General features: G+C 43.1%; 20 protein-coding genes. 15 read left to right on the top strand and 5 right to left on the bottom strand.

The features are described from left to right. The first annotated feature begins 113 nt into the window (after positions 1-113). From pdhA to lpdA, 4 genes are all read left to right on the top strand, one after another. The gene (gene pdhA / locus B0H94_RS02030; RefSeq protein ID WP_106587724.1) at positions 114-1,157 is read left to right on the top strand and encodes a pyruvate dehydrogenase (acetyl-transferring) E1 component subunit alpha; all 1,044 of its coding nucleotides are present in this window, start codon (positions 114-116) and stop codon (positions 1,155-1,157) included. Positions 1,158-1,160: 3 nt separating this feature from the next. Then, the gene (locus B0H94_RS02025) at positions 1,161-2,138 is read left to right on the top strand and encodes an alpha-ketoacid dehydrogenase subunit beta (protein ID WP_106587573.1); all 978 of its coding nucleotides are present in this window, start codon (positions 1,161-1,163) and stop codon (positions 2,136-2,138) included. 140 nt (positions 2,139-2,278) lie between these two features. Next, positions 2,279-3,574: a dihydrolipoamide acetyltransferase family protein gene (locus B0H94_RS02020; protein WP_106587572.1), complete on the top strand. Its 1,296-nt coding sequence runs from the start codon at positions 2,279-2,281 to the stop codon at positions 3,572-3,574. Between the two features lies 1 nt (position 3,575). Further along, positions 3,576-4,988, top strand: a complete 1,413-nt coding sequence (lpdA, locus tag B0H94_RS02015; RefSeq protein ID WP_106587571.1) for a dihydrolipoyl dehydrogenase — start codon at positions 3,576-3,578, stop codon at positions 4,986-4,988. Between the two features lie 444 nt (positions 4,989-5,432). Here lpdA and B0H94_RS02010 read toward each other — a convergent pair whose 3' ends face one another. After that, positions 5,433-7,163, bottom strand: a complete 1,731-nt coding sequence (locus B0H94_RS02010; protein WP_106587570.1) for a glycine betaine uptake BCCT transporter — start codon at positions 7,161-7,163, stop codon at positions 5,433-5,435. A gap of 446 nt (positions 7,164-7,609) precedes the next feature. Between B0H94_RS02010 and B0H94_RS02005 the strand changes: the two genes are divergently transcribed. The 5 genes from B0H94_RS02005 to B0H94_RS01985 all read left to right on the top strand — a co-directional run bounded on the left by B0H94_RS02005 (position 7,610) and on the right by B0H94_RS01985 (position 11,448). After that, the gene (locus B0H94_RS02005) at positions 7,610-8,446 is read left to right on the top strand and encodes a polysaccharide deacetylase family protein (protein WP_245893874.1); all 837 of its coding nucleotides are present in this window, start codon (positions 7,610-7,612) and stop codon (positions 8,444-8,446) included. 18 nt (positions 8,447-8,464) lie between these two features. Next, on the top strand, positions 8,465-9,610 hold the full coding sequence (locus B0H94_RS02000) for a stalk domain-containing protein (protein WP_146139898.1): 1,146 nt from the start codon (positions 8,465-8,467) through the stop codon (positions 9,608-9,610). A gap of 105 nt (positions 9,611-9,715) precedes the next feature. Beyond that, positions 9,716-10,159, top strand: coding sequence for a hypothetical protein (locus tag B0H94_RS01995; protein WP_106587567.1), 444 nt, complete (start codon positions 9,716-9,718; stop codon positions 10,157-10,159). Between the two features lie 764 nt (positions 10,160-10,923). Then, positions 10,924-11,052 carry a GapA-binding peptide SR1P gene (locus B0H94_RS01990; RefSeq protein WP_106587566.1) on the top strand — a complete coding sequence of 43 codons (129 nt, stop codon included), beginning with the start codon at positions 10,924-10,926 and terminating at the stop codon, positions 11,050-11,052. A 111-nt stretch (positions 11,053-11,163) separates the two neighbouring features. Beyond that, complete coding sequence (locus B0H94_RS01985) at positions 11,164-11,448, top strand: UPF0223 family protein (protein WP_106587565.1); 285 nt, start codon at positions 11,164-11,166, stop codon at positions 11,446-11,448. A gap of 61 nt (positions 11,449-11,509) precedes the next feature. Here B0H94_RS01985 and B0H94_RS01980 read toward each other — a convergent pair whose 3' ends face one another. Then, on the bottom strand, positions 11,510-12,160 hold the full coding sequence (locus tag B0H94_RS01980) for a YktB family protein (protein WP_106587564.1): 651 nt from the start codon (positions 12,158-12,160) through the stop codon (positions 11,510-11,512). Positions 12,161-12,399: 239 nt separating this feature from the next. Here B0H94_RS01980 and B0H94_RS01975 point away from each other — a divergent pair, with 239 nt between their 5' ends. Next, positions 12,400-12,588, top strand: a complete 189-nt coding sequence (locus B0H94_RS01975) for a hypothetical protein (protein WP_106587563.1) — start codon at positions 12,400-12,402, stop codon at positions 12,586-12,588. A gap of 116 nt (positions 12,589-12,704) precedes the next feature. Further along, positions 12,705-13,508: an inositol monophosphatase family protein gene (locus B0H94_RS01970; protein ID WP_106587562.1), complete on the top strand. Its 804-nt coding sequence runs from the start codon at positions 12,705-12,707 to the stop codon at positions 13,506-13,508. Between the two features lie 28 nt (positions 13,509-13,536). Here the strand turns inward: B0H94_RS01970 and B0H94_RS01965 are convergent, their stop codons facing one another. Then, on the bottom strand, positions 13,537-13,731 hold the full coding sequence (locus tag B0H94_RS01965; protein WP_106587561.1) for a DUF5325 family protein: 195 nt from the start codon (positions 13,729-13,731) through the stop codon (positions 13,537-13,539). Positions 13,732-13,888: 157 nt separating this feature from the next. Between B0H94_RS01965 and typA the strand changes: the two genes are divergently transcribed. Both typA and B0H94_RS01955 read left to right on the top strand, forming a co-directional pair. Next, complete coding sequence (gene typA, locus B0H94_RS01960; RefSeq protein WP_106587560.1) at positions 13,889-15,715, top strand: translational GTPase TypA; 1,827 nt, start codon at positions 13,889-13,891, stop codon at positions 15,713-15,715. A gap of 28 nt (positions 15,716-15,743) precedes the next feature. Further along, entirely contained in the window at positions 15,744-16,079 is a 336-nt protein-coding gene (locus B0H94_RS01955) for a YlaH-like family protein (protein ID WP_106587559.1), read from the top strand. Between the two features lie 45 nt (positions 16,080-16,124). Here B0H94_RS01955 and B0H94_RS01950 read toward each other — a convergent pair whose 3' ends face one another. Then, positions 16,125-16,325 (bottom strand): YlaI family protein, encoded by a 201-nt coding sequence (locus B0H94_RS01950; protein ID WP_106587558.1) that lies wholly within the window; start codon positions 16,323-16,325, stop codon positions 16,125-16,127. A 156-nt stretch (positions 16,326-16,481) separates the two neighbouring features. Between B0H94_RS01950 and B0H94_RS01945 the strand changes: the two genes are divergently transcribed. Next, complete coding sequence (locus B0H94_RS01945; RefSeq protein WP_106587557.1) at positions 16,482-16,949, top strand: pyridoxamine 5'-phosphate oxidase family protein; 468 nt, start codon at positions 16,482-16,484, stop codon at positions 16,947-16,949. 111 nt (positions 16,950-17,060) lie between these two features. After that, positions 17,061-18,374: a PhoH family protein gene (locus B0H94_RS01940; RefSeq protein ID WP_106587556.1), complete on the top strand. Its 1,314-nt coding sequence runs from the start codon at positions 17,061-17,063 to the stop codon at positions 18,372-18,374. 101 nt (positions 18,375-18,475) lie between these two features. Here the strand turns inward: B0H94_RS01940 and B0H94_RS01935 are convergent, their stop codons facing one another. Then, positions 18,476-18,973, bottom strand: a complete 498-nt coding sequence (locus B0H94_RS01935; RefSeq protein WP_106587555.1) for a hypothetical protein — start codon at positions 18,971-18,973, stop codon at positions 18,476-18,478. Positions 18,974-19,176: the final 203 nt, after the last annotated feature.

Here is a 19,176-nt window from a genome sequence, read left to right as displayed (position 1 = left end):
CACACAATCAAGTTGTCGATCAGGCAGAAAAGCACCAACAGCTTTTTAAACGAAAGGAAGAGGTGAACGTCGTGACTGCAAAGACGTTAGAGCAGATTGAAAATCAATTTGAAATGTTTCAAATTCTGAATGAAAATGGTGAAGTTGTAAACAAAGATGCAATGCCAGATTTGTCTGATGAAGATTTACAAGAGTTAATGTACCGGATGGTTTATACACGAATCTGGGACCAGCGTGCAATCTCTTTAAACCGCCAAGGTCGTCTTGGGTTTTATGCACCTGTTGCAGGTCAAGAAGCCTCGATGCTTGGTTCGCAGTACGCCCTTGAGGAAAAAGACTGGATTCTTCCAGGGTACCGTGATGTTCCACAAATCGTATGGCACGGTCTGCCACTTTATCAAGCGTTTTTATTCTCCCGTGGCCACTTTAAAGGCGGTCAAATGCCTGATGGTCTTAACGTTTTAATGCCACAGATTATTATCGGTGCGCAAATCGTTCAAACCGCTGGTGTTGCGCTAGGGTTGAAGAAGAAGAAGACTGACAGCATTGCAATTACTTACACAGGTGATGGCGGTGCATCTCAAGGTGATTTTTATGAGGGCATGAACTTTGCAGGCGCTTATAATGCACCAGCTGTATTCGTTGTACAGAATAACCAGTTCGCAATTTCTGTCCCGGTTGAAATGCAGTCAGCAGCAGAGACGATTGCTCAAAAAGCTGTAGCTGCCGGTATCAACGGTATTCAAGTAGATGGGATGGATCCACTGGCTGTTTATGTAGCGACAAAAGAAGCGCGTGAGAATGCACTGAATGGTAACGGACCTACATTGATTGAAACAATGTGCTACCGTTATGGTCCGCATACAATGGCAGGCGATGATCCAACCCGTTATCGTACAGAAGACATGAACGATGAATGGGAGAAGCGTGATCCGCTTATTCGCTTCCGCAAATTCCTTGAAGAGAAGAACTTGTGGAGTGAAGAAAAAGAAAATGAAATTGTTGAGCAGGCAAAAGAAGATATCAAAGCGGCGATCAAAGAAGCAGATGACACGCCGAAGCAGAAAGTAACCGACTTTATCGACATCATGTATGAAGAGCTTCCGGCGAACCTGCAGGAACAAATGGATGAATATCGAGCGAAGGAGTCGAAGTAAGCTATGGCGCAAATGACAATGATTCAAGCAATCACAGATGCAATGCGCACCGAACTTAAAAATGATGAAAGCGTTCAAGTGTTCGGTGAAGACGTAGGTCAAAACGGCGGTGTTTTCCGTGCAACAGAAGGCCTTCAAGAAGAATTCGGTGAAGACCGTGTTTATGATACGCCACTTGCAGAGTCCGGTATTGGCGGTCTTGCCATTGGCTTATCGTTGACTGGCTTCCGCTCAGTCATGGAAATTCAATTCTTTGGCTTCGTATTTGAAGTTATGGATGGTGTGAGTGGTCAAATGTCCCGCCTTCGATATCGTTCCGGGGGTCATTATCATGCACCGGTAACGGTACGTGCACCGTTTGGCGGTGGTGTAAAAACGCCTGAATTGCACGCTGACAGCTTAGAAGGATTAATGGCACAGTCCCCGGGCATGAAGGTTGTTATTCCATCGACGCCATATGATGCAAAAGGGTTGTTGATTTCAGCGATTCGTGACAATGATCCGGTCGTTTATCTAGAACATATGAAACTTTACCGTTCATTCCGCGGCGAAGTTCCTGAGGAAGAATATGAAATTGAGCTTGGTAAAGCAGACATTAAGCGTGAAGGTAAAGATATCACGCTCGTCAGTTACGGTGCGATGGTGCACACATGCTTGAAAGCAGCTGAAGCTTTAGCAGAAGAAGGTATTGAAGCTGAAGTTGTAGACCTTCGTACAGTGAGTCCACTTGACATTGATACGATTACAACGTCTGTAGAAAAGACAAATCGCGCAATTGTCGTTCAGGAAGCACAAAAGCAGGCAGGCATTGCAGCCAATGTAGTTGCCGAAATTACCGAACGTTCGATCCTGCACTTAGAAGCACCTGTGATGCGAGTGACATCGCCTGATACGGTTTATCCGTTTGCAGCGGCTGAAGATGCATGGTTGCCGGATCAAAACGACGTTATTGAGAAAGTGAAAGAAAATCTAAACTTTTAATTAAGCTGCCGGTACAAAAGAGGGGGATGACAGCACTGGGCTGAACGCCCTCTTTATGTACGGCAGTCTTTTTCCATTCAAAGCATTTACAGCTGCAGCTGATTGATGAATTTTGAATTGTACAAAGGAGGAACTTGCACGTGGCATATAAATTCGAACTACCAGATATTGGTGAAGGTATTCATGAAGGTGAAATTGTAAAATGGATGATTAAAGAGGGCGACACGGTTCAAGAGGACGATGTACTTTGTGAAGTCCAAAACGACAAAGCTGTAGTAGAGATCCCGTCCCCTGTAGAAGGTACTGTGCTTAGTTTGAAAGCAAGTGAAGGAGAGACAGTTGTTGTAGGAGATGTCATCTTAACAGTTGATGACGGAAGCGGCGAGGAAGAAGCTGAAGAAGAATCCTCTGAAGCAGCAGATACTTCCGAAAGTAAAGAAAGCACTTCAGCTGAATCTAGTGAGGCTCCGGCTGCAGAAGAAGCTGAAGCATCCGAAGAAAGCGATAACGAGCGTGTAATTGCGATGCCTACTGTTCGAAAGTATGCTCGTGAAAAAGACGTCAATATAAATAAAGTTAAAGGCAGCGGCAAAAACGGTCGTATCTTGAAAGAAGATATTGACGCGCACCTTTCCGGTGATACAGAGGCACCTGCACAGCAAGAAGACACAGCAACTGAAGAAAAGCAGAAAGAAAAGACAGCGCAAAGCGCACCAGCAGCTGCAGCTTCAGCAGGCGACGAAGAGCGCGTACCATTGAAGGGCATCCGTAAAGCAATTGCAAACGCAATGGTGAACTCTAAGCACACAGCACCGCATGTTACGCATATGGATGAAGTTGATGTGAGTGCCCTTGTTGAAAACCGCAAGAAGTTTAAGCCGGTAGCAGCTGATCAAGATATTAAGTTGACGTACCTGCCATACGTTGTGAAAGCTTACACTTCTGCATTGCGCAAATACCCGGCGTTGAATGCTTCAATTGATGATGAAAACCAGGAAATCGTTTATAAAAATTACTACAATGTTGGTATTGCAGCGGACACAGATCAAGGTTTGGTTGTGCCGGTTGTTCGAGGGACGGACAGCAAATCAATATTCATGCTTGCAGATGAAATTAACGACCTCGCTGTTAAAGCACGCGATGGTAAGCTAAGTTCTGATGAAATGAAGGGCGGTACAAGCACAATTTCAAATGTTGGTTCCGCGCAGGGTGCTTGGTTCACACCGGTTATTAATCATCCAGAAGTAGCAATACTTGGCATCGGTCGAATTGAAGAAAAAGCTGTTGTTCGTGACGGGGAAGTTGTCAGCCGACCTATGCTTGCTTTATCCTTAAGTTATGATCATCGTCTTATTGATGGTGTGACAGCTCAAAACGCTTTGAATCAAGTGAAGCGTTTGCTCAATGATCCTGAATTAATGATAATGGAGGGGTAACATGGTAGTAGGGGATTTTGCAGAAGAAATTGATACGCTCGTTGTAGGTGCCGGTCCAGGTGGCTATGTCGCTGCAATTCGTGCGGCACAATTGGGTCAAAAAGTAACAATTGTTGAAAAGGGGAACCTTGGCGGTGTTTGCTTAAACGTAGGTTGTGTTCCATCCAAAGCGTTAATTGAAGCAGGCCACAAATATGAGTCCGTCAGCGAAGGTTACGACGACATGGGTATTACCTCTGAAGGAGCAAAGCTTGACTTCTCAAAAGTACAGGAATGGAAAAACAGCGTCGTGCAGAAATTGACCGGCGGGGTTGAAGGTTTGTTGAAAGGGAACAATGTCAACATTGTACACGGTGAGGTTTACTTCTCCGATGATAGTACTGTAAAAGTTTCTCAAGACGAATACAGCTCGCAAACGTACAAATTTAATAACTGCATTGTTGCTACAGGTTCACGTCCGATCGAACTTCCGACATTTAAGTACAGCGATCGCGTTCTTGATTCAACGAAAGCTTTAGAACTTCAAGACGTTCCTGAGAAACTTGTCGTGATCGGCGGCGGCTATATCGGTGTAGAGCTTGCGGGTGCATACGCGAGCCTTGGGACAGAAGTCACGGTTCTTGAAGGTGGCTCTCGTATTCTTGCCGGTTTTGAAAAGCAGATGGCTCAGCTCGTGCAGCGTTCTTTAAAGAAAAAAGGTGTAACTTTTGCGACTGAGGCAAAAGCTACAGGTGTTGAAGAAAGTGACAGTGGTGTTAAAGTTTCTGCAGAAGTTAAAGGTGAAGAACAAACATATGATGCAGACTACGTACTTGTATGTGTCGGTCGTAAGCCGAACACCGATGAGCTCGGCCTTGAGCAGCTCGGTGTGAAAATGAGCGATAACGGCTTGATTGAGGTAGATAAGCAGTGTCGCACAAGCGTAAGCAATATTTATGCAATTGGTGATATCATCGATGGCCCGCCACTTGCTCACAAAGCTTCTTACGAAGGTAAAGTAGCTGCTGAGGTAATCTCCGGTGAAGCTTCTGAAGTAGACTACCTTGGTATTCCACTAGTAGCATTCAGTGAACCTGAACTAGCTTCTGTTGGTTATACAGAAGCAGAAGCAAAGGAAGCCGGCTTTGATGCAGTTGGTTCTAAGTTTCCGTTTCAGGCAAACGGTAGAGCCTTGTCATTAAATGCATCTGATGGTTTCTTGAAACTTGTCACTCGCAAAGACGATGGTTTAGTTATTGGAGGACAAGTTGCAGGACCGAATGCTTCTGATATGATTGCTGAGGTAGGCCTTGCAATCGAAGCAGGGATGACTGCTGAAGACTTGGCGATGACTATTCATGCGCACCCTACGATGGGTGAAATCACGATGGAAGCAGCAGAAGTTGCGATCGGTCGTCCGGTTCACATTAAATAAAGAAATAAATAAGAGCCCTTCGATTCTGTTTGTAGAGGATCGAAGGGCTCTTTATGTGTCGTTTTCTATTCAGGAAACCATTTCTCACAGGAGCAGGCATAGCGGTGTTTCCGGTAAAATAGCTAGGTGGTTTGTTACACACACCTCTAGAAGTTGGACTTATTGTGTGCGGTAACCGTGTGTACGGTTTGTCCGCTCTTTACAGGCAAGGCAGCCGGTGCTGTTTTGTTCTCATTATCTTCTTTTCTTCTAAACCAGGGATAGACATGGCAAAATATATATACACGTAACTCCTATCTTTCTCTTGTTTCTCAATAATTCAAGTTTGAAGGATCTTGGTGCTTGCGTGTTTTTATATGTTTTTTTCTAAAACTTCAACAAATATTGTAGAGCGAATAAATAATCCCCGCTGTTTGGGTTACAGCGGGGGTTATTTAGGTTCAATTATTTTGGATCATGATCTGACGATGAACTTTCATCTTCAGATTTTGAATCATCTTCAGATGGTGCATCAGAGCCATCTTGACTTTCGTTCTGCTTTGGCTGACGTTGATTTTTCCGGGTTGTACGTAGTTGTGCTTGTTCCTTTTTGAACTGCGCTTTTTCACGTTTCAACCGCTCTTTTTCTTCTTTCAAGCGGCCGCGCTCTTCACGCAGCTTCGTGCGTTCTGCATGAATATTCGGCCGTTCCTGTCGTAATGATTTGATCACAGATATGATCATAAAGATCATTATAATTGTGAATGGCAGGGCCGAAATGATCGCCGCGGTCTGCAATGCACCGAGACCACCGGAATACAAAAGAACTGCAGCAGCAGAAGATTGAATAATACCCCAGATAAACTTAACTGAAACTGGTGGGTTCAAACTGCCGTTTGTCGTCTGCATGCCGAGTACAAAGGTTGCAGAGTCTGCAGATGTAACAAAGAAAGATATAATGAGAAGTACCGCAATGACTGATACGATTTCAGATAAAGGTAAAACATCAAGTAATGAATAGAGGGCGACTTCTTCACCGCCACCTTCATCTACCATCGTGTCATATAACGCGCCTCCATATACACCGTCAAAATGAATTGCAGAGCCGCCGAAGGTTGCGAACCAAAGAGTACCAAAAATCGTCGGAACGGCAAGTACACCGATCACAAACTCACGAATGGTACGTCCGCGGGAAACTCGTGCAATAAATGTACCTACATAAGGTGCCCATGAGAGCCACCAAGCCCAATAGAAAATGGTCCAGTCTTCAATCCATGCCGATGTACCCTCTGCACCGAACGGCTCAAGGTTGAAGCTCATTGCCGGAAGGTTCTGTAAGTAGCTTCCAAGCGTTGTCGTGAACGCACTCATAATTGTTACGGTCGGACCTACAATTAGCACAAAAGCCATCAGTCCTAGCGCTAAAATGATGTTTGCCCTACTCAAATACTTGATGCCGCGGTTTAAACCGGTTAGAGATGAAATCATATACATAATGGTGATTGCAAGAATGATCAGCAGCTGGGTGCCGATGTCATTTGTAATAAAACCAAAAATATGATCTAATCCGGCACCAACCTGAGCAGTACCTAAACCGAGTGACGTTGCCACACCGAAGATCGTCGCAAAAACAACAAGGATATTAATCAGCGAGCCCCAGCCGGAGTCGACTTTGTCGCCAATTAAAGGACGAAATGTTGCACTTACAACGCCTGGTGCATCATGACGGAATTTAAAGTAGGCAAGTGCCAGTGCCACAACAGCATAAAAAGCCCAAGGGTGAAGTCCCCAGTGGAAAAATGAATACTGCATTGCATCGTTGGCGGCCTGTGTCGTTTCCCCGTCGCCGCTTGGCGGAGCATAGTAATGGTAAAGTGGTTCTGCAGCTCCCCAGAACACAAGCCCGATACCCATACCGGCTGTAAAAAGAAACGCAAACCATGTTAAGTAACCGTATTCGGGTTGATCATCAGGTTTACCAAGTTTAATGCGCCCGTACGGACTGAAAATAAGAAATAAAGCGAAGACTAGAAAACCTGACGCGGCCAGTAAGTAAAACCAGCCAAGTTGTGTTGATATGAATCCTTGGATTTCAGTTGTCACAGCATTAAGATTGCCGGGGGCAATAGCTCCCCATAAAACGAAAGCGAAGGCAATGACAACTGAAATCATAAATACAGATGTCAGCTTCTTCATTACGCAAATAACCACCTTTCATGACGTTAGTTGTAGCGTGATGGTTTAACTTTGATAGTTGTTTTGGATCACGGACAGGCTCACCAAACCTGACGTTTCCACGAACGAGTACAGCCTCTGAAGTGGCCGGGCATGGTTGTATGTAAAATCAACCAAATTCTTCAAAAGACGATGTACTTAGGTATGCAAAAAACCACGAAATTAATTATAACATGGTATTTAGGTTCAGCAAAATTTACACAGCATAAAAAACTCTTTATACTTCAAAAAATTTATTAAATCCTGAACAAATCATACGATGAAAACCACGGATGAAGGGGATTTTGAAACTATGACCTTTTTCTATAAATCTCTACATATTTTTTTCTTTGTGTTAAGATGAAGAAAAATTATGGAAGGGGAAAAATATGCGTAAATACATACGAACAATAGGGGCAATATCGTTAATGACAGGAATAATGACTGCTTGTAGTGAAAGCGACTCATCAGTTGAGGAAGAAACGAATGATGAGGTTGCCGATGATATTGAAACAGAAAGTAATGAGGAACAAAGTGATGAAGAAGAAATAGACGAAGAGAACGAAGAAGCTGAAGAAGAAGTTGAAAATGACCAAGAGTTAGAAGATGAAACAAGTATTGAACCTAAGTATGTTTTAAATGAAAACAATTGGTCGGTTCAACCGAAAGAAGATGCGCCGGAAAATGTTGTTTTAATGACAATTGATGACGCACCGGATGAGCATGGACATAAGATGGCAGAGGTACTGCATGAGCATGATGTACCGGCGATCTTTTTTGTGAACGGTCATTTTTTAAATGATGAAGAAGGAATTGAGCAGTTAGAAGAAATCATAGATTATGGTTTTGAAATCGGAAACCATACAATGACACATCAAAATTTACAAAATATAACTGAAGAAGAGCAGCGTCAAGAGATCATCGGGTTAAGTGATAAGTTAGAGGATTTAACAGGTGAACGTCCGGACTTTTTCCGTGCGCCTCACGGTGCAAATACCGATATTTCAGCACAAATTATGAATGAAGAGCAGATGCTTGCTATGAATTGGACATATGGATATGACTGGGTTGCGGAGTTTACTGAAGCGGCTCCTTTAGCAGCGCAGATGGTGGAAACTGAACTGTTGCAGGATGGGGCAAACTTACTCATGCATGACCGGGAGTGGTCACTTGAAGCTTTGCCTGAAATTATTGAAGGTTTGCGGGATAAGGGCTATAAATTTGTAGACCCGGATGATATTGAACGCGCTGAAGAAGAAGCTTAAGAAAGGTTGGGACACGTTTTGAAGCGAGTATGGACAGCTTTACTTGCAGGGGCTTTCGCAATGGTTGCATGCCAAGATGAGCCGGTAACTGTAAATCAAGAAGACGAAGCGGCAGAGGAAAATAGTACAGAGTTTGAAGATGATGAGGGAGAAGATACAGTTCAAGAGGATGCAGAATACGAGGAGCAGAAGCATCAAACTGTAGTGCATACCATCGATGATAAAGAAGTTGTAAAAGCGGTTGACCTTGCTGATGCACTAGATGGTGAGAAAAAGTATGATGATTTAAATCGAACATTAACATTGGAAAAAGAGGACGAAATATTTGAATTTGTTTATGGTGTACCAGTATTTGAACATAACGGTGAGTATCCGGCTACAGAGGAAGTGACCTTGATCCTTGAAGATGAAACCCCGTATTTGCCAGTTGAGTTTCTCGAAAAAGGCTTAGGAACTGAATATGAAATAGAGGATGAGGTTGTGCAATTTCAAATTGAACCTGAAGTTGTGCCTGTAAGTGGTCCTGAGGATGAAGTTGTTATGAGCGAAAGCTCTTGGGATGCAGAGACAATGATTGATTACTTGTCATTTTTACACTCGCCGATTGATCATGCTGAAGTGAGTACAGTAGACAGCCATTTACCGGGAGCAGAGCGAGCTTATCGTAATGGGGTGCATGAAGGCATAGACTGGTACGATTACGCTTCAGGGGTGGAAATTACAACAGATACACCGATATATGGGATGGCTGAAGGAAAAGTAGTCCGCGTCGATCACGATTTTGAAGAATATAGTTCAGTTGAAGAGCGACTGGCCGATCTTGATATCGCTGCTGAAGCAGGGGAAACCCCTGAATATATCCTTGACCGTCTGCGTGGTAAACAAGTTTGGGTGCAATATGATAATGGTGTTATGAATAGATTTGCTCACCTGGATTCAATACCAGAGGGTTTAGAACTCGGTGAATCGATTGATGAACATACCGTCATCGGTTACGTAGGAAATACTGGGACGAGTGCTTCTGTAGCGAATACAGACGATGGTTTGCATCTTCACCACGATCTATTAATCTATGGGGATTTGTTTTTCGAGCCATTAACAGAGGATGAAACAATCGAAGTACTGCAGGAAATTTTTAAGCCACGCGAGCCAGAAAATTCATAAAGTTGTGAGTAATTTTGTCGATTCTTCCCGAAGCTATAACATGTGGTGAAAGGTTTGTGCTATGCTGAAAAAAATCAACTTGTTAAAGTTTTAAGGGGAGATTGTATGGATCAACGCGCTGTAATTCTAGATGATATTCGTTTAGATATTGGCCGTGCGTACGATGCTGCTCGTTCCGTTGAAGATTTTTATTTCTCCATTGCACAAATTTTTTCTGAACATTGTTGGTATCTTGAAGGACAGGCCTTGTATAAAGTTGAAGAAAATAAATTTCAACAAGTATTTTGCTATGGTAAAACTCATTTTTCTTTTAAAGAATCGTTCGGCGAAGGACCATTAAGTTTATGTGCTGTTCGTGGAGATTTATCGGTTCATTACGGGAAGCGGTCTTTTAGTGCCATATTACCGATATATGATAATGCTTTGCTGAAGCAAATGTTTGTGTTCCATACAGTTCCAGAACGACCGGTTATTCAAGAAGATGAAATCGTGCTACTTAAAGAAGTTCAGCGTTTTATTGAAAATCGCTATGCAGTGTGGACTTCTTAAAATAGAAAAAACCTCTGTTTATCGGAGGTTTCAGGCTGTAGACAAAGTACAAAACTTAACATTAACTCACAACTTACGGCTTCAACCGCCGCTGGCTGCCCTATTAAGAGAAAAAACCGAATCATGAACGTAACCTTCACCTCAGACGGACGCTTTCCCGAGGGCTTGGCTTCAGCTAACTTGTTCGATTTGATTGCCAATCGAACAAGTGGATCTTCAGCCTGCGCTTGATCCTCTGGGAGTCGCCGTCTTTTGTTTCGGTTACTTGTTAGTTAACGGATCATTAAGGATTTCCATTGGATATGGTTCGCTTGATCGCTCATGAAGCGTCATGATGAAATTGATTCATCTAAATATCGCTTGACCAAAAGGTTCTCTACAATTCATGACCATCAAATGACGCAAGGCTGACGAGCGCCGGCGGCGACGCCACCAGGAACAGCGCGAGCCGAAAATCCCGCAGGCAGTGACTTTCTGCCGAGGAAGTTGAGGCCGTGACGGGGGCTAAGAAGACACGGTGCGATCAAGCGTGAGCGCAGATCAAACCGATGTCGCACTTGTGCCCTCCGGGTGCAAGCGTCCGCCGAAAAGCGACATCAGCCTCCGCTTTTCTTGAAAGTTTGTCTACACGCTGAAACCTCCGTTCATCGGAGGCTTTTTTTATTTTGATTGTGTCATACAATTTATTGTTGACTTTTCTATTGTGACATCATAATATAATTGTACAACACATTTTAAAAACGCTTTCAAAAGGAGTGGGCGAAATGGAAACGATTGTATGCCGGGAGTGCGACCAAACGATTGATCACGTGATTGGTGAGAAGACTGCAACGCTATACGGAACCTGCTCTAACTGCTGCGGAAAAGCGCACACAGAACAAGCGAAAAAGTAAAATGACCGGGCAGCCTCCATCTGTTTTACATAACGGATGGAGGCTTTTGATGTCATGGTGAGCTTTTTCTCTGCTACAATGATCATACTGTAGAGAGAAAGGGTGATTAAAATGAGTGAGAAAGAAATTCATATGCCGATCTCACTAGACTGGAGTCAGGAAGAAGTTGTGGATGCTGTGCACTTCTTTGATATGGTGTCTCAAGCTTATGAAGAAGGTGTAAAAAGTGGAAAGCTGACCGAGGCGTACAAAAAGTTTAAGCGGGTTGTGCCTTCTAAAAGTGAAGAAAAGTCGTTGTTTCAAACGTATGATGAGGCAGCTGGCGTTTCCTGCTGGAAAACGGTACAGGCAGCGAAAGAAAAAGAGGCTGATGAAACGATTCGGATGACCACGTAACATAAAAAATGCGCTGCACCTTTCACAATGTTGTTGCAAAGGCGGCAGCGCATTAAATCTATTAGGAGGTTGCTTCTCCGTAAGCTTCTTTGGCCGTCTCATAAAGCGGAAGTACAGTCTCAAAAGTGTCTTCAATGGTAGAAAGTAATTTATCGGGATCTTGTAAGCGGTCATCGTCGTAAGCTAAATGCACACCGCAAAGCAACTCAGCTTTTTTTACGGTCTGAAGACGCTCAAGTTTATGAACAAAATCACCTTTTTCAAGAGAGCCGTGCAGATCAGCTTCAGGTTTTGTATGGTCAACTGACCAAACAAAAGATTCTGGAATAAGGTTCATATAATACTCTGGATCTTGCAGCAACTTACTAGCAAAATCTTGCTTTGCCGGAGATTCATAAATCATGGCAAACCAAATGAACAGGTGATCTTCAAACAAGCCAACTTGGAAATGGGGTAGTTTTTTATAACCACGGCTGTTGTCAGCAAATGCAATCCAAGTATCATTTGGCGGGTTAACTTTACGACGGGCATGCTTAGCAATGTGAGCATGCATCTCTTCGCCAGTCAAATTGGTTAAAGCAGGTGTGATGTTGTCAGCAATTGCTTGAAACTTTGGCTGAATTTGATTACGAATCGCCTCCATACGTTCATCAAGCCCATCAATTGTAAATACGCGAAAATCTTCATTCAAAAACACAGGTTCGTTTGCCATAAGCTCACCTCAATGTAGAAATTTAGGATGCTATTCTGAAGGCTTACCCGCATCTATTGTACAGCAAACAGCGTTACAAACGCGAATCAATAGGAACACTAAATTTTTATGGGTGAAGCAATAAGTTCCGTTTGAAATTTCTCATTCATATGGTATAATAAAGTCACAAATATCAGAATATTCTTTCTTAAAAAACCGTCGTGCTACTCATGATTACCTGAAAAAGGGGTGTGGTGGATATGGAACAAGTCATTCAGGCGTTTAAACAAACAGAAGCAGAGTTGCGGATCCCGGTGCTCCGACTTGAAATTGATTATGAATTGGCCACCCTTTACGATGCGTTAGAAGCAGAAGACGCAGTTGCAATCACAACTTCAAAAGACAACTTACAGGCATTGCGCACAGAATGGCTGCAACTGCAAAACTAAAGATGAAAGCGGGTCAGCTTTAAGCTGTATCCCGCTTTTTTTGTTTTTTAGTTTGCAGTAATTCCTGCATTCCGCTATTCTCAATACAGTAGGTTAAAAATTCTAAGGGAGGATCTATGGAACAAGACACAGCTTACTTATATGAACAAGCTTGTAATTTTGTAGCGGAAGCCTCGCGTTTACTCGAGAAACCTCTGCAGGAAAATGCGTTGATTGAATCGAAGCGGAATGTGGATGATTTAGTTACAGAAATGGACCGTGCGGTTGAAGAGCTATTTCGCCGGCGGGTAACGGAATATTTTCCAGCGCACGGTATTGTAGGAGAAGAAAGCGGCGAGAAAGCCCCGAAAAATGGCTGCGAAACGGTATGGTATATTGACCCGATCGATGGTACAACGAATTTTGTACATCAACATCACTTTTTTGTCATTTCCGTCGGTATTTATGAAGAAGGTCATGGTAAGATAGGTATTATATATGATGTTATGCAACAGGAGTGGTTTAGCGCTGTACGTGGAGAAGGCGCATGGCTTAATAATAAAGAGCTTCCAAAACGGTCTTCTGTTAAACCAGAAGAAGCTATTTTTGGTTTGAATGGCCGCTGGCTTATTTACGGAGATAAACAACAAGTTTGCCGGAATTTAACTGCGAAGGTTCGTTCAACGCGCTGTTACGGAGCTGCGGCTTTAGAATTCGCTTATGTTGCAGCCGGGCGGCTTGACGGTTATATAAGTATGAAACTCTCAAGTTGGGATTATGCTGCTGGTTTTGTACTTTTAGAAGAAACAGGATGCAGCTATCAAACCGTTCAAGGCGGCCCAGTTATTTCATTTAATGAGCAAGGGATTGCTGCTGCAGTTCCAGGGTTGGACCTATGGCTGCAAAAACAACTGCAGGAAACAGGAATTGATAAAAAATGACCGGAGGCTAATACCTCCGGTCATTTTTTTAAGAAGTTTGATGCCGGCCTTCAGATTCCAACTTGGCCCGGTACCCCCGCGCTCCTTTCATTGCAGCATACATTACAATGATACCGGCAATTGCGATCCATAGACTGCGTTCAGCTACAGCAACGCCAATAGACCCAATTGCAAGCACTGTTAAAACGGCAAATAAAAGAAAAATCCACTTTTCTTTTGTCATAAGCGGCCACCTTTTCTGTTTAAACTATATATGTATTGTAACGCGCTTTTTGTAAAACAAAAAGGGAAAAGACAGGAACCTGGATGAATCATGTTCAGATGTATGCTACAATGGCAAAGCTTGCCGATAGTGCAGCTAGTAAGGAGATGAATAGAAAATGATTCGAGAAGATTTACGCAACATTGCGATTATTGCCCACGTTGACCACGGAAAGACGACTTTGGTGGACGAGTTGTTAAAACAGTCTGGTACATTTCGTCAAAATGAACAAATGGACGAACGGGCCATGGATAAAAATGATTTAGAAAAAGAACGCGGCATTACCATTCTTGCAAAAAATACCGCGGTTCATTATAACGATGCGAAAATCAATATCCTCGACACACCGGGCCACGCCGATTTCGGTGGTGAAGTTGAACGAATATTAAAAATGGTCGATGGTGTACTGCTCGTTGTTGATGCGTATGAAGGCTGCATGCCACAAACCCGCTTTGTTTTAAAGAAAGCGTTGGAACAAAACTTAACGCCGGTTGTTGTTGTTAACAAAATTGACCGTGACATGACGCGCCCGAAAGAAGTCGTAGATGAAGTTCTAGATCTGTTTATTGAACTTGGTGCGAATGAAGAACAGTTGGATTTTCCAGTGCTTTATACGTCAGCAATTAAAGGAACGGCAAGTACATCTCATGAAAATCAAGACCATGATATGACCCTTGTGTTTGATAAAATTATGGACCATGTCCCGGCACCGCTTGATACAAGTGACGAGTCGCTCCAATGTCAGGTGACCATGCTTGAGTATGACGATTATCTTGGAAGAATTGCTGTCGGTCGTGTTTCCCGCGGCATTATTGAGAATGGGCAGCGGGTTGCTCTCGTTAAGCGCGATGGCGGCGTGAAAAAATGCCGTATTTCCAAAATGTATGGTTACCTTGGCTTACAGAAGCAGGAGATTTCCCAAGCTGCTGCCGGTGACGTTATTGCGCTTGCAGGTTTGGAGGATGTGAACGTCGGTGAGACCGTTTGTCCTGAAGACAACCCTGAACCTTTGCCGGCGATCCGTATTGACGAGCCGACCTTGCAGATGACCTTCCTCGTTAACAACAGCCCATTTGCCGGCCGCGAAGGTGCGCATGTAACGAGTCGGAAAATCGAAGAGCGCTTGCTCACACAACTCGAAACAGATGTTAGTTTACGAGTGGAACAGACTGATTCACCAGATGCTTGGACCGTCTCCGGTCGTGGGGAGCTTCACTTATCAATTTTAATTGAAAATATGCGCCGTGAAGGTTATGAACTACAAGTCTCAAAACCAGAAGTAATTATTAAAGAAGTTGACGGTGTGCTTTCAGAGCCAATGGAGCGTGCGCAAGTTGATGTTCCTGAAGACTATACAGGTGGTGTAATGGAAAGCCTTGGTGCACGTAAGGGTGAAATGGTTGATATGGTTAACCACGGTAACGGTGAAGTCCGGATAGAGTTTCTCGTACCATCCCGCGGCTTGATTGGGTATACGACTGAGTTTATGGCGCAGACAAAAGGTTTTGGAATTATGAACCATGCTTTTGACAGCTTTCAGCCGGTCATCAAAGAGCAAGTCGGCGGTCGGCGTCAAGGTGTACTTGTATCTATGGAAACCGGCAAAGCGACTTGGTACAGCATGATGCAGCTTGAAGATCGCGGTACGATGTTTGTTGAACCAAATACTGAAGTATATGAAGGTATGGTTGTCGGTGAGCATACTCGTGAAAATGATCTGTCTGTAAACATTACGAAAGAAAAGCATGTCACAAATATCCGTTCGGCAAACAAGGAACAAACCCAATCGATGAAGCAGCCGCGTCTTTTGACATTAGAAGAGGCATTAGAGTATATTAATGACGATGAGTATTGTGAAATCACACCTGAAAACGTCCGCCTTCGGAAGAAAATTTTAACAACATCGATGCGTGAACGTGAAGAAAAACGTAAGAAAAAGTCTTAACTGCATATCGTTTTAAGAGGGTGAACGTATGGAACAAGAAGTAACTCAAGGCGATTTATCCTGGGTCGCCGGCCTTGTAGGGATTCATGAGAACATGGTGCTTGGGTTTTGGCTTTTATACCTTGCTGTTACTGTTATGTCAATTGTTGTATTTAATTTAGGTTTTGCAAGGAAGCTGCCACTGCTCAAAAATGTCATTGTGTATGCTGCGCTTTTGTTTGGAACTTTCCCGTTAACATTATTTGCGATCGGCATGCCGATTGTTGAGGCTTTAATTGCTTCTGCGCTTGTTTTAGGGATTTACCGTTTACGTTTAAAATCTCATAAAAAAGAGCAAGTACAGGAAAGTGCTTATGAATCATAAAAAAGAAGGCTTTGAACAAAAGTTCAAAGCCTTCTTTTTCTTTAACTACCAATCATCGTTTTCCGCACGTCCTCGATACAGCGAAAAGTTTCCTGTCGCATGCCGTTCTTCAGTTCGAAGTTTAATTCTTTCATGACAATCTGAGCACATATAAGTGTGAATCGGGCGGTTGCGCAGTTTTTTTGCTGTAGGGTCTTGATTGTCCAATGTTTCAACTTTATCACAAAGGCTGCACTTTACTTTCACAATATTCACTACCTTATTTGCTTAAATATTGTTTCTTATGTAGTATAACACTTCATTAATGTCTGTAAAGAATGGTTTTAGTAAAGCTGCAAGCAAGGTATAATACAAGTGAAGCTGTATATGAGCAGCTGAAGTTGAAGGTCGGGAGGGTTTTACTTGGTAAATCGTGTAGACACAAAGTTGAAAGATGACTTGTTAAAGATGCTGAAAAACGAACAATTTGTAACACTGGCAACAGTGCATCATGAAACGGGTTCACCGGATATGAACTCCATCTCCTGGGTTTATGCCCCTGATGAAAAAACCATTCGGTTCGCTGTAGATCGCCGCTCGCGCAGTGTTGAAAATATTAAACAAAAACCTGAAGCCACCTTAAATATTATCGGCAGCGGAAGCTCCTATGCTGTGTTCGGTCAAGCAGAAGTGAAAGTTGATGTCATTGAAGGGCCGCCGTTAAAGCTTGCTTTAATCGAGCTTACAGTAAATGAAGTGAAAGACATTATGTTTTATGGAGCAAGAGTAACCAAAAGTGTAGCGTATGAAAAAACGTATGATGAAGAAGCTGCAGCCAAACTTGATCGGCAAGTGATGACCGCGCTGCAAACCGTTAATGACCAGAGCTGAAACGAGCTCTGGTTTTTTTCATATTGCTGATGCATGCAAGTTTTACGGCTCGTTCGCATATAACAATAGCAAGAGGATGCATGTTGTTTTCGTTTAGATGGGAGGCGCTGGATGATAAAAACTTATGTGCTCGATACAAATGTTTTACTGCATGACCCCTCGGCGATGTTCTCGTTTCATGAACATGCTGTTGTGCTGCCGGCTGTGGTGTTAGAAGAAATTGATACGAAAAAGAAGAACATGGATGAGCTTGGCCGCAATGCCCGGATGGTTTCACGTTTTTTAGATCAACTTCGAAAAAAAGGTACGCTTCATAACGGTGTTGCACTAGATACAGGCGGAACCCTTCGGATCGAGTTAAATCACCGATCAGTGGCTCTCGTTCATGAAAAGTTTCCGGAAATGACGAATGATAACCGGCTTTTGGCTGTCGCATTAAACTTGAAGCAGGAAAACGACCAAAGTGTAATTCTTGTTTCTAAAGATGCGTTAGTGCGCATTAAAGGTGATGTTCTCGGCTTAAATGTTGAGGATTATATGCATGACCGAGTTTTGCCAAACGAAGAAATGTATAAAGGGTACCGTGTTATTTATACGGACCCGGCGGTTATCGCTCAGTTTTATCAAACAAACAAAATGCCAGTTGAGACGATAGAAGCAGCAGAAATTCACCCAAATGAATACGTCGTTTGCAAAGATGTGCAGGGTTCATCCGCATCAGCAGTTGCCGTTTACGATGCTGTTTCGCGTCAGTTCGTCCCACTCCGCTATCAAAAAGACGTTCTCTGGGGAATTCGTTCACGTAATGTTCAGCAGCAGATGGCACTTGATTTATTACTTGATGATAAGGTTAAGCTTGTTACAATCGTTGGGAAAGCAGGGACAGGTAAGACGCTCCTTTCTTTAGCTGCAGGCTTAAGTCAAGTGGAGGATCATGGGGTTTTTCAAAAGTTATTTGTTGCAAGACCAATGGTTCCTGTAGGGAAAGATTTAGGCTATTTGCCAGGTGAAAAAGATGACAAGCTGCGGCCGTGGATGCAGCCGTTGTACGACAATCTTGAATTTTTATTTAATACGAATCGTCCTGAAGAGCTTGAACAAATTTTAAGTGGCATGGGCAGCATCCAGGTTGAAGCATTAACTTATATGCGTGGCAGAAGTCTTCCGGAACAATTTATCATTATTGATGAGGCTCAAAACTTAACAAGACATGAAGTTAAAACAATCCTCACGAGGACAGGTGAAAAAAGTAAGATCATTTTAATGGGGGACCCAACTCAGATTGATCATCCGTATTTAGATGAGCGGACAAATGGATTATCATTTGTTGTGGATGTATTTAAAGATGAAGCGATAAGTGGCCATATAACGCTTGAAAAAGGTGAACGCTCTGAACTGGCCCAAATTGCAGCTGATCTTTTATAAATGCTTGAAGGCACATCCGGCGTTTTTTTCCGGGTGAAACAAATCTCCACCTGGGTTGTAATAGAGATACAGCCTGGGTGGAGATTCGCATGGCAAACTTGTTATTCGATGCGAAAGCCTTGAACATGGGTGATCGGTTCGTGGCGGTTTGAACCATCGCGATAATAAACGTGAACGGGCCCGCTGTCACGCAAAGGTTTTCCGTCTTGTGAAAAGCCTAAAATTAACTCATAAGCCTCCGGAAGTGGAACTGTTATTTCGCCGTCTAGTGTCTCAATAATAAAACTGCCGCTTTCAACGGTCGGCTCAGCGTTTTCAAGAAAAGGTTTTAGTGCCATACCGAATGTTCCCTGCAGTAAAGCTTCTTTTTTAGTGCGCACTTCATTCGTTTGTGTACGCTCAGGTACACGCGCACCTTCATTACGGGCACGTTCCCATTCTTCTAAAAATGCTTTTTCTTCCCGTTTGTCAGCACTTAGTTCATTTGCTTCATCAAAAAAAGTTGTTAAATCAACTTTACGATCATCAAAAATCCAGACGGTCGGGTCAATCGTAATCGGGTAATTCACATTTCCCTGAATCCGAAGAATAAAATCCATTTGCAAATGCCTCCTGTATAAAGCTTGTGCATGCTCATCATATCATAACGTCTCTGCACCGTCTTGAAAAAATCAGCAGTTAAAACGAATTTTACATTTTGTACTTTGTCAACAGTTTGGATTAGCTGTGTTTCAATGGTTGCAATTTTTGCTTTAAAGCGCTATGATGATAAAGGAGAGATATAGGAAGAGGAGGGGTCCTC

It is taken from the genome of Salsuginibacillus halophilus (assembly GCF_003014715.1).
GTDB lineage: Bacteria > Bacillota > Bacilli > Bacillales > Marinococcaceae > Salsuginibacillus > Salsuginibacillus halophilus.
Note: the sequence above shows the minus strand (reverse complement) of the source record. Positions and strands in the feature narration are given on the sequence as shown.